This window comes from Arhodomonas sp. KWT (genome assembly GCF_010993615.1).
This window is the reverse complement of record NZ_WNXE01000076.1, coordinates 1-10069: the sequence shown is the minus strand read 5'-3', so window position 1 is coordinate 10069 and position 10069 is coordinate 1. Positions and strand designations below refer to the sequence as shown.

Here is a 10069-nt window from a genome sequence, read left to right as displayed (position 1 = left end):
GGTACATTCCGCGCGGACCTCTACTACCGCCTCAACGGCCTGCGTGTGCGCCTGCCGCCGCTGCGCGAGCGCGCCGACCTCGAGGCCCTGATCCGGCACATGCTGACCACGGAGAACGTCGCCACGGAACCGGAGCCGGAGTTCATGCAGGCGCTGCGCGAACATCACTGGCCGGGCAACCTGCGCGAGCTGCACAACGTCCTGCGCACCGCGGCGGCCCTGGCGGAGCCCGGAAGGCCGCTGCGCCGGTACGACCTCCCGGACGACCTCGCGACGCCGTCGACCGGGGAGGACACCGTCTCGTCCGGCCTGCGCGCCCGCGACGAGTCGATGATGCGCGCCGCCGTGCAGGCCCACGACGGCAACGTCGCCGCCGCGGCCCGCAGCCTCGGGATCAGCCGGAGCACCCTTTACCGCCGACTCGGCCGCCACCCGGGGCGTTGACCCCGGCGGGGCCGGCAGTACCATCGTCGCGAGTAATCCGGCCCCGTTCACCACATCAGCGATCCGAGACCATGTCGCGCAGCGAGACCCGAATCCACCTCCCCGGCCCCCTGAGCGCCGGCACCACCATCAACGCGCCCGACGAGACGGTGCGCCACCTCCGCGCCCGCCGGCTGCGTGCCGGCGACGCCCTGACGGTGTTCGACGGCAAAGGCGGCGAATACGCCGCCCGTGTCGACACCCTGGAGCGGCGCGATGCACGGCTGACCCTGACGGAGCACCGCCTGCGCGAGAGCGAGCCGCCGCGCCCGTTCCTGCTTCTGCAGGGCGTCGCCAAGGGGGACCGCATGGACTTCGCGGTGCAGAAGGGCGTGGAGCTGGGCATGACGCGCATGATCCCGGTCATCACCGCACGCTCGACGGTCCGCCTCGGCGACGAGCGCGCCGCGCGCCGCCGCGCCCACTGGGAACGGGTCGCGATCAGCGCCTGCGAACAGTGCGGCCGCAACCGTATCCCCCGGATCGACACCCCCTGCACCCTGGAAACCGCCTGGTCGATGACGGCGGACCATTCCGGCGTTGTGCTCGACCCCGACGGCGGCACGAGCATTTCCAACCTGCCGGCCCCGGATGGCGGCATCGCCCTGCTCGTGGGGCCCGAGGGCGGACTCAGTAACGGTGAGGTGGAAGAGGCCGCCGGACAAGGCTTCGCACGCCTCGCGCTCGGCCCCCGCATCCTGCGCGCCGAGACCGCCGGCATCGCCGCGCTGACACTGCTGCAGGCCCGCTTCGGCGACCTCGCGCAGGGAGACCGGACCTTCTAGTTCTCCGGGAAGGCGGTCCAGCCTGCGGTCCAGTCCGCGCCGTCCCCCGGTGCCACCGCGCCGATGTAGGTGGTGGACTCGTCCCAGAACTCCGACTGCGGCGGTGCCACGCCGGCACCGGCAGCCGGGCTGGTGCCGAGCGGGGCGTACCGCGGGGCGGTCACGCTGAACGCCCGGGGCGACAGACGCGGCTCGGCGCCCAGCGTGGTGGCCGGCGCGGTTTCGAGGAAATCCCGCTCGACGAAGCCGCCGTCGTCGTCGGCCTCGCCGGTCTCCGGCTGGAAGGCGGCCGCGACGGGCATGGCGATCATGGTGTGGTCGAAGCTCAGGTCGCCGGAACCCGCCAGCGAGGCGCTCGTCCCGCCCTGGACGTCGACGGCCTCCAGCGGGAACCCGGCCACGAGCAGGTTGTGGAAGTGGGCACCGGTACCGCGGCGCAGGGTCATGCCCCGCTGGCGGCCCTGCGCCTGCCCGGGGCCGAGCAGGGTGACGTTGTAGAGCGTCGGCCCGGAGCGCGGCCGCGCATCCGGCGAGCCCTTGAGGTTGTCCGCCTCGATCCCGTTATCGCCCCTTCCGGGATACTGCTGCACGATGACGTTCTGGACCCGGCCCTGCCAGCCCATGTCCCAGTCAAGGCCGTCGTCGCCGGGCCCGGTGATGAGGGTCTGGGCGAGATCCGTCGTCCCGCCGAAGAACTCGATGCCGTCGTCCAGCCCGCGGTGGATCTGGAGGTGGCGGAGGATGGTGTTCCGGCCGCAGCCGCCGACGGTCAGGCCGTTGAGCTCGTTGTTGGCGAAGACCTCGTGACCGGCGAACTCGATGCGCACGTACTCCATGACCCCGCAGGAGTGCGCCGGGTCGTCCCCGCCGAAGGCCCCACGGGGATCGTCGGCCGGGATACCCTCCACGTGGGCGCCGTCGACGTTCACCGGCGCGCCCCCGAGCAGGACCACACCGCCCCAGTCGCCGGAACGGCGTTCGCCCGGCGGCTGCGCGCTCGTGAAGACGATGGGCCGGTCGGGGCGGCCGCTGGCCTGGATGTCCGCCCCGCGGGTGATCACCAGCGCGGCACCGAACGCGCCCTCTATCGTGGTGCCCGGCTCGATGGTCAGGGTGGCGCCGTCCTCCACGAAGACGGTATCCATCAGCCGGTAGGTCGTACCGGTGCTCCAGGTCGTGTCCGCGGTGATCGGCTCATCCAGGCGGACCGCACCGCCGTTGCCGGCGCCGGAAAGCCCGGCCACCGCCGCGACGGCACCGGCCACGACGAGACCGGCGAGCAACACCCCGGCGACGATACCCCACTGCCCGCGACGGCCGCCGCGCTCATCCACGGTGCCGCCCTCGCCCTCCGGCGGCGCCAGCTCAGCCATCACGGCCTCGGCATGGGCCACGGAAAGCCGGCCGCGCCGGATGTAGGTGGCGTAAACGCGCAGCCGGCCCCTCTCATCGAGCTCGCCATCGGCCTGCAGCCGGCAGACGTTGGCGTACAGCTCGTCACGCCAGTTCAGCGGTGCGACCCCGGCTCGCCCGCGGGTATCGCGTTCGATCGCGCTGGTGGTATCGGCGTCCAGGTGGCCGCGGCGCGCGAGGCGGTCCAGCCCCTCGCGGTCATCCAGCGAGAGCAGCTCGGCGCGGGCCAGCGCCGCCGCCACGGCCTCGGCGTATTCCTCGACCGGCCCACGCCTGCCCCCGGCCCCGCTGTCAGCGGAAGGCGGAAAAGACGCACCGCCGGGCGGGGCCTCGCCGTCCTCCGGGAGAGAGCGCTCCAAACGCCCCGCGAGATCGCACAGCGCGGGATCACCGCTGTCCCGTCCCTCGCGCAGGACGTGCCGGAGATAGTTGCCATCCTGAACCAGACGGAGATAGGAAAGCGACTCTCCCGTGGCCGCCCGGTAGGCCGTGACGAAGGCCCAAAGCGTCGACTGGGTATGCTGACTCTCGCCCACGTGAATCCGTCCCTGCATTCCGGTCCCGTTTATGGTGGAGACGGAATGTGACACGACAATTGCCGTGCGAACGGCCTCTCACTCGGCAGCGACGGGCTCGGCGGGAGAGCCGATAGCGGATGACGTCGTCAACCGCCCATCATCGCTCAGTTCCGGCCCCGTTGCCGCTGCGTCCTCGATAGCGTAGCGATGGAGAGGGCATATGGCCGCTGCCCGGTTAACCGCCATCTCAAGGGTCAGTCAGCTCGTCGAGAACTTCGTGCCGGTGCGGTCCGCGGCACGCAACAGGTGATGGTGGACCATGTGCTCGGCGAGCAGGGGGTCGCCGCTGTCGATCGCATCGATGAGCATCTCGTGCTCCGCCACGGCCTCGGGCAGACGAGCGAGTGCGTACAGGGGCAGCGTCTGGCTCTCCAGTACCAGCGGCTGGTAGCGCGCCAGCACGTCCCGCATGATGGCGTTGCCAGCGATACCGGCGATGCCCATGTGGAACTCGTAGTCGTGCTGCGCGGCATCGCTGAGCCGACGTGTCTCCATGCAGGCGTTCAGTCGCGCGTTTGCCTCCCGCAACGCACGAATGTCCCCCGCCGTGGCCCGCCTGGCGGCGAGGCGGGCCGTCTGCGCCTCCAGGGCGAAACGAAGCTGGTAGACCTCGACGTAGGAAAAGCCCTGCCCGCCCTGTTCTCCCTGTGCGCTCCCGGCCGACAGTGTCCCGTGCCGGAATGTCGTGTCACCGACGTAGACCCCGCGTCCGGGCTGGACGTCCACCACCCCCATGAAGGAGAGCGTGGCAAACGCCTCGCGAAGGGAGTTCCGGCTGACGCCGAGCTCATGCGCCAGCTCGCGCTGGGAGGGCATCCGATCCCCGGCGGCCAGCCCCTCGCTGACGATGTACTGCTGGATACGCCAGGCCGTCGTGTGGGTGACCGGTTTTCCTTCCGTCGCCATGACTACGCACCTTTTTCGCTCAGGGGCATCACCGCGGTGCACGCGCACGCACCAAAAGTCACCCGACAACAGCCCACTATGCACCAACAAGTTACTTTTCTACCCAGTTTCTGGATTTTCAGTAATTTTTATTGACGCTTCAAGCCCGCTCTGCTTCTTTTAACTTGTGTGGAAGGACCGGTCCTACCACAACCGGTTAACTGGCTTCTGGAGGCCATCATGTTCAAATTCAAGCACCTCGGTATGGGCGCTGCGCTGGCGGGCGCCGCCCTCGCACTGACGGGCACCGCCGCCGCGCAGGACAGCGGGCCTGTAAAGATTGGCGCCATCTTTTCTCAATCCCCGCCCGGATCCGTGGTTCAGGGAACCCAGGTGAAGGCCGGCCTGGAGATCGCCCGGGATATGCTCAATGACCAGGGAGGCATCCTCGGCCGCAAGGTCGAGCTGGTGATGGAGGACGGCCAGGGATTGCCCGAGAAGGGGCGTTCCGCCGCCGAGAAGCTCATCACCAGGGACGGCGTGGTCGCGATCACCGGTGAGCACCAGAGCTCGAACGTGCTTGCCGAGATCGAGGTCGCCAAGCGCTACAACATCCCCTACGTCAACACCAACGGCTGGTCCGACGCGATCCGCGAGAAGGGCTACCGGCAGGTCTTCAACCCCGCCAACTACAACACCCGGGTCTCCCAGGCCATGGCCTCCGTGCTCGCGGACATGGACGTCGACTCGGTGGTGACGTTCGCCGAGAACACCGACTACGGCATCGGCCAGGCGGAGCTGCTGGGCAAGTATCTCGCCGAGAAGGCACCGGACATCGATTTCCGCTACGAGACGCTGGACCGCCAGTCGAAGGACTTCATGCCCGCCGTGCTGCCGCTCAAGGCGAATCCGCCGGACGTGGTCGTGAACATCCTCCTGCCGCCGGCCGCCTACATCCTGATGAACCAGCTCTACGAGCAGGGCGTCGCCCCGAGCGCGACCACCTGGCTGTACGACGGCGCGGGCCTGGCGGACTATCCGGACTTCTGGGACAACGTCGGCGAGGCCGGCCGTACCCTGCTGGAGTTCGGCCTCTATCATCCGGCCATGTCGATGCCGCCGCTGGGCGAGAAGGTCAGCGAGGCGTACACCGAGCGTTACGGCAAGGAGCCGAACCGGCTCATCTTCCAGGCGGCCGACAGCCTGTTCCTGCTCGCCGAGGCGATGAACCGCGCCGGCACGACGGACGCCGACCCGGTCATCGAGACCCTCCAGGGCATCGAGTACACCGGCACTCGGGGCACCATCACCTTCTCCGACGAGCCCGGCTACAGCTTCCAGCAGTGGCTGGAGGTCCCCTTCGTGACCTACCAGCTCACGGAAACGGGTCAGCCGGTCAGCGAGGCCCCGCTGGTGCAGAAGGCCGGGCAGTCGCTGGACCCCGACCTGCTGGTCCGCCCGGGCGACTGATCCGGGCGAATCGTGTCGCACCCGCTGCGCCAGACCCGCTCCCGCCGGTATGGCGCAGCGCCTTCAACCCTGCCGGACACCACGATGACCCCGAGCGAAGCACGTGACCGCTACCTGACCGCCCTCGCCGCCCTGCGCGGTTACCCGTATCCGGAACGCCACGAGCTGTGGGGGGCCCGTTTCGACGTCAATCAGCCGGAGCTCGACGCCCTGGCGAACGCCCCGGATCCCTCCGCCCCTCCCTTCCACCCCGGCAGGCCCGCCGGCACGCCCCGCACGGGCATACCGGCCACATCGCTCGCGCCGGCGCACACGGCGATTCAGCGGTTCGACACCGCTCTCGCCCGGGTGAGCGAACAGCGCCAGCTCAACGCCTTCATCGGCCTGTGCCCACCGCCGGTCTCCCCCGTCAGCGGCCCCCTGAGCGGCATGCTCGTGGGCATCAAGGACATCATCAGCGTACGCGACATGCCCCGTACGGCCGGCAGTCTCGCCCTGACGAGCGAGCCTGCGGCCGAAGACGCCCCCTGTGTCGCCCGGCTGCGCGAGGCAGGGGCACTGATCGTGGGCACGCTGAACATGCACGAGCTGGCCTACGGCATCACCAGCGTCAATCCCCACTACGGCACCGTGGTCAATCCGCGCGCGCCGGCGCGCATCGCCGGGGGCTCCAGCGGCGGCTCCGCAGCAGCGGTCGCCGCGGGCATCGTCGACACCGCACTGGGCACCGACACCGCGGGTTCCATCCGTATCCCCGCCGCATGCTGCGGGGTGGTCGGCTTCAAGCCGACCTACGGCGCGGTATCCACCGAGGGCGTTCTGCCACTGGGCTGGTCGCTCGACCACGTCGGGCCGATCACGCGTAACGTGGCGGACGCGGCGGCCATGTTCGACGTCATGGCCGGGGGCCCGGCCGTCCCCACCGATGAGCCGGACGACCACCGCGGCTGGACGCTGGTACGGCCCGCGGACTTCTTCTTCGAGCAGCTCGCCCCTGCCGTGCGCGAGCGCCTGGAGCGGGCCCTCTCGCTGCTTCACAACCGCGGCATCGCAGTGGTGGAGCGCCCGCTGCCATTGCTCGACCACGCCGCGGGCGCCCAGTTCGCCACACTCTGCGTGGAGGCGACGCAGCAGCACATGCGGCTCATTGAACATCACCCCGAACGGCTCGGCGAGGATGTCCGCGTCCGCCTGGAGATCGGGCAGTTCATTCCCGGGGTCGACTACCAGCGCGCACAACGGCTGCGCGGCGAACTGGACATCGCCATGCACGCGGCACTGGAGCGGTGCGATGCCCTTGTTACGCCCACGCTGCCGGTGCCGGCACCACCGGTGGGCGCCACCGCCGTCGAGGTGGCCGGCCGAAGCATGCCGGTCCACACCGCCGCCACCCGGTGTACCGCACCGTTCAACCTCACCGGCATGCCCGCGGTGACTCTGCCCTGCGGCACGGACGACTCCGGCGCGCCCATCGGCCTGCAGCTCGCGGGGCGGCGCGGCGAGGACGCCCGGCTACTGCGCCTCGCCCTGGAGGTCGAGACGCTGATCGGGGAATTCGACACGGGGGGATGGAGCTGATGCTTTACCTCGATCTGACGGTCACGGGCCTGATGACCGGCGTGTTCTACGCGCTGATGGCCATCGGGCTGACCCTGATATTCGGGATCCTGCGGGTGGTGAATTTCGCCCACGGGGAGTTCTACATGGTCGGGGCCTACACCTACACCCTGCTCAGCACCGCCCTCGGCGTTCCCGTGTGGCTCACCCTGCCGGCAGCGGTGCTCGTCGGCGCGGCCCTCGGCTGGGTGACGGAGCGGACGCTGATGCGCCCGCTCTACGCGGGCTACGCCAGCTGGGGGCTGATGAAGGACGAGTACGCGATCATCGTCACCTTCGGGCTGTCGCTGCTGCTCATCAACCTCGTCGACAAGGTCATCGGCCCCTACCCCTACCGCGGCCCCGAGCTCATCGACACGGCACGCGTGCACCTCGGTCCGGTGATCGCCGACGGCCACCGGCTGATGGCCACCGGGCTCGGCGTGGCGGTGATCGCGGGCGTGTTCGCGTTCATGCGTTTCACCGTCGCCGGCAAGCAGGTACAGGCGGTCGCCCAGAACCGCCTCGGCGCCTCCCTCGCGGGGATCGACCCCGGCCGGGTGAGTGCCGCCGTGTTCGCCGCCTCGGGGGGACTGGCCGCGTTCGCCGGGGGGCTGCTCGCGCCGATCATCAACGCCTCCCCGGACGTCGGCGTATTCACCGCGGTGAAGTCCTACGTGGTCGTGGTGCTCGGCGGGATGGGCTCGGTCGCCGGCGCCGTGGTGGCCGGGCTGTTCCTGGGCGTCGCCGAGAGCTTTGGCGCCGTGTTCATCTCCTACGGCTACCGGGACACCTTCGGCCTGGTCATCCTCATCCTGGTTCTCATGTTCCGCCCCCAGGGGCTGTTCGGCGAAAAGGGCAGGAGCGTCTGATGGGCAACTCGGAGCGCCGCCTGCGCGCGGAATTCCACGGCTCCCTCGTCATCCTGGCACTGGTCGCGGCCCTGCCGCTGGTCCTCACCAGCGTGTACTGGCAGGGCGTGGTCATCGTCAGCCTCTACTACGCCCTGCAGGCCATGGGCTGGAACCTGGTGACCGGCTACACCGGCCAGATGAACCTCGCGCCGGCGGCGTTCGCCATGGTCGGGGCCTACGGCGTGGGCCTGCTCAGCCATCACTGGGGGATATCGCCGTGGCTGGGGGTGCCGGTGGGCGTGGCCGCCGCTGCGGGCATCGGGCTGGTGCTGGGACGCATCGTGCTGCCCCTGCAGGGGGCCTACGTGGCCCTGACCACGCTGTCGTTCGCGGAGATCCTGCGGCTGGTGATCGGCAACTCGTATTCCGTCACCCGCGGCGACCTGGGCCTGAACGTGCCCACGGTCTTCGACGGGCGCCTGCCCTACTACTACCTGATGCTCGCGGTGGTCGTGCTGGTGCAGATCGCGCTCTACGCACTGATGCGCTCGCGCATGGGGCTGTTCCTCCAGGCGGTGCGCGACGACGAGGTCGCGGCGGCGAGCCGCGGGGTCTCCATCGTGTGGTGGAAGACGCTGGCCTTCGTGGTCAGCTCGGCGATCTGCGGGCTCGCCGGCACGCTCTACGCACCGTTCGCCGGGCTGATCAGCCCCGAGCTGGGGCTGATCCTCAATACCGGCCTGGTGGTAAGCATGGTGGTCATCGGCGGCATGGGCACGATGATCGGCCCCATCGTCGGCGCCCTGCTCGTCTACACCGCGGGCGAGATGCTGCGCGAGGTCGGCGACTACCACCTGATCGTCTTCGCGCTGCTCGTCATCGTCTTCGCCCGGTTTTTCCGCGGCGGCATCTGGGGACTGCTGCAGCTCGGCGCCGACCGGCTCCCGGGGCGGCGGGAGACCGGCGCGAGGGAGGGGTGAACGCATGACGTTTCTGCAGGTAAAGGGACTGGAAAAGCGCTTCGGCGGACGGCACGCGGTGGACTCGGTGCACTTCGACGTGGCGGCGGGGGAGCTGGTGGGCCTGATCGGACCCAACGGCTCGGGCAAGACTACCCTGCTCAACATGCTCAGCGGCCATCTGGCGCCGGACGGCGGCACGGTGACCCTGGAGGGGCGGGAGGTCACCCGGCTGCCGGTCCACCGGCGGGCCCGGGCAGGGATACTGCGCATGTTCCAGCTCACCCGCGTCTTCGACCGGGTCAGCACGCTGGACAACCTGCTCGTCGCCGGGCGCGGCCTGGGCCTGAACGCGCGGGACGCCCTGACCCGGGCCCGCGCACTGCTCGACGAGCTCTCCCTGTCACCGGTGGCCGCGCTCGACGCCGGCCGGCTCTCGGGCGGGCAGCGCAAGCTCCTGGAGTTCGGCACCTGCTTCATGGTGCCACCGCGCATCGCCCTGCTCGACGAGCCCTTCGCGGCCGTCCACCCGAGCATGCGCGAGATCATGGGCCGGTTCGTGCGGGAACGCCACGCCCTGGGACAGACGTTCCTTCTGGTGAGTCACGACATGCCCGTCGTCCGTGAGATGTGCGAGCGCAGCGTGTGCATGAACGCGGGCTCGATCCTCGCCGACGGTAACACGGAGGACGTCCTCAACGACCCGGCGGTGATCGAGGCCTACCTGGGCGGAGAAGCGGCATGACGGCACTGTTGCAGATCGAGGACGTGACGGCGGGCTACACCTCGGATATCGACATCCTGCGCGGTGTCTCCGTGACGGTGCCCCCCGGGTCGATACGGGGGCTGATCGGGCTCAACGGCGCCGGCAAGTCCACCGTCATGAAGACCGCCTGCGGCTTCCTCACCCCCCGCCGGGGCCGGGTCCGTTTCGACGGCGAGGAGATCACCGGCATTGCCACCCACCGCCTGCTCCGGCGCGGCATCAGCCTGATCCCGCAGGAGTCGAGCCTCTTCCCCCACCTCAGCGTCGAGGACAACCTCCG

The 10069-nt window shown here is 69.9% G+C and carries 10 protein-coding genes; 8 read left to right on the top strand and 2 right to left on the bottom strand.

The features are described 5' to 3' along the window. Together G7A99_RS25855 and G7A99_RS11875 are read left to right on the top strand one after the other, a co-directional pair. A partial coding sequence (locus G7A99_RS25855; protein ID WP_305792320.1) for a helix-turn-helix domain-containing protein occupies positions 1-444 on the top strand: 444 nt, incomplete at its 5' end. 71 nt (positions 445-515) lie between these two features. After that, the gene (locus G7A99_RS11875) at positions 516-1268 is read left to right on the top strand and encodes a 16S rRNA (uracil(1498)-N(3))-methyltransferase (RefSeq protein WP_163140410.1); all 753 of its coding nucleotides are present in this window, start codon (positions 516-518) and stop codon (positions 1266-1268) included. Here the strand turns inward: G7A99_RS11875 and G7A99_RS11870 are convergent. Both G7A99_RS11870 and G7A99_RS11865 read right to left on the bottom strand, forming a co-directional pair. Next, the gene (locus G7A99_RS11870; RefSeq protein ID WP_163140408.1) at positions 1265-3217 is read right to left on the bottom strand and encodes a hypothetical protein; all 1953 of its coding nucleotides are present in this window, start codon (positions 3215-3217) and stop codon (positions 1265-1267) included. The two genes, G7A99_RS11875 and G7A99_RS11870, sit on opposite strands and share 4 nt — an antisense overlap. Before the next feature lie 240 nt (positions 3218-3457). After that, positions 3458-4165 carry a FadR/GntR family transcriptional regulator gene (locus G7A99_RS11865; protein ID WP_018716491.1) on the bottom strand — a complete coding sequence of 236 codons (708 nt, stop codon included), beginning with the start codon at positions 4163-4165 and terminating at the stop codon, positions 3458-3460. Between the two features lie 219 nt (positions 4166-4384). On the opposite strand from G7A99_RS11865, the gene G7A99_RS11860 reads away from it, so the two are divergent. The 6 genes from G7A99_RS11860 to G7A99_RS11835 form a co-directional block, all read left to right on the top strand. Beyond that, entirely contained in the window at positions 4385-5614 is a 1230-nt protein-coding gene (locus G7A99_RS11860; protein WP_163140406.1) for an ABC transporter substrate-binding protein, read from the top strand. Positions 5615-5698: 84 nt separating this feature from the next. Continuing rightward, positions 5699-7192, top strand: a complete 1494-nt coding sequence (locus G7A99_RS11855) for an amidase (RefSeq protein ID WP_163140404.1) — start codon at positions 5699-5701, stop codon at positions 7190-7192. Next, positions 7192-8082 (top strand): branched-chain amino acid ABC transporter permease, encoded by an 891-nt coding sequence (locus G7A99_RS11850; protein WP_240466255.1) that lies wholly within the window; start codon positions 7192-7194, stop codon positions 8080-8082. The genes G7A99_RS11855 and G7A99_RS11850 overlap by 1 nt, the downstream gene beginning before the upstream one ends. Further along, a complete protein-coding gene (locus tag G7A99_RS11845; protein ID WP_018716495.1) occupies positions 8082-9044 on the top strand; it encodes a branched-chain amino acid ABC transporter permease in 963 nt (320 codons plus the stop codon). The genes G7A99_RS11850 and G7A99_RS11845 overlap by 1 nt, the downstream gene beginning before the upstream one ends. Positions 9045-9048: 4 nt before the next feature. Next, positions 9049-9768: an ABC transporter ATP-binding protein gene (locus tag G7A99_RS11840; RefSeq protein ID WP_163140400.1), complete on the top strand. Its 720-nt coding sequence runs from the start codon at positions 9049-9051 to the stop codon at positions 9766-9768. After that, positions 9765-10069: ATP-binding cassette domain-containing protein (locus G7A99_RS11835; RefSeq protein WP_163140398.1), on the top strand; the 305-nt coding region annotated here is incomplete at its 3' end. The genes G7A99_RS11840 and G7A99_RS11835, both read left to right, overlap by 4 nt.

What these genes read in the sequence shown, in the direction of transcription:
- G7A99_RS11840 (WP_163140400.1), top strand. Translation starts at nt 9,049, where the DNA reads ATGACGTTTCTGCAGGTAAAGGGACTGGAAAAGCGCTTCGGCGGACGG.
- G7A99_RS11845 (WP_018716495.1), top strand. Translation starts at nt 8,082, where the DNA reads ATGGGCAACTCGGAGCGCCGCCTGCGCGCGGAATTCCACGGCTCCCTC.
- G7A99_RS11860 (WP_163140406.1), top strand. Translation starts at nt 4,385, where the DNA reads ATGTTCAAATTCAAGCACCTCGGTATGGGCGCTGCGCTGGCGGGCGCC.
- G7A99_RS11865 (WP_018716491.1), bottom strand. Translation starts at nt 4,165, where the DNA reads ATGGCGACGGAAGGAAAACCGGTCACCCACACGACGGCCTGGCGTATC.
- G7A99_RS11855 (WP_163140404.1), top strand. Translation starts at nt 5,699, where the DNA reads ATGACCCCGAGCGAAGCACGTGACCGCTACCTGACCGCCCTCGCCGCC.
- G7A99_RS11850 (WP_240466255.1), top strand. Translation starts at nt 7,192, where the DNA reads ATGCTTTACCTCGATCTGACGGTCACGGGCCTGATGACCGGCGTGTTC.
- G7A99_RS11875 (WP_163140410.1), top strand. Translation starts at nt 516, where the DNA reads ATGTCGCGCAGCGAGACCCGAATCCACCTCCCCGGCCCCCTGAGCGCC.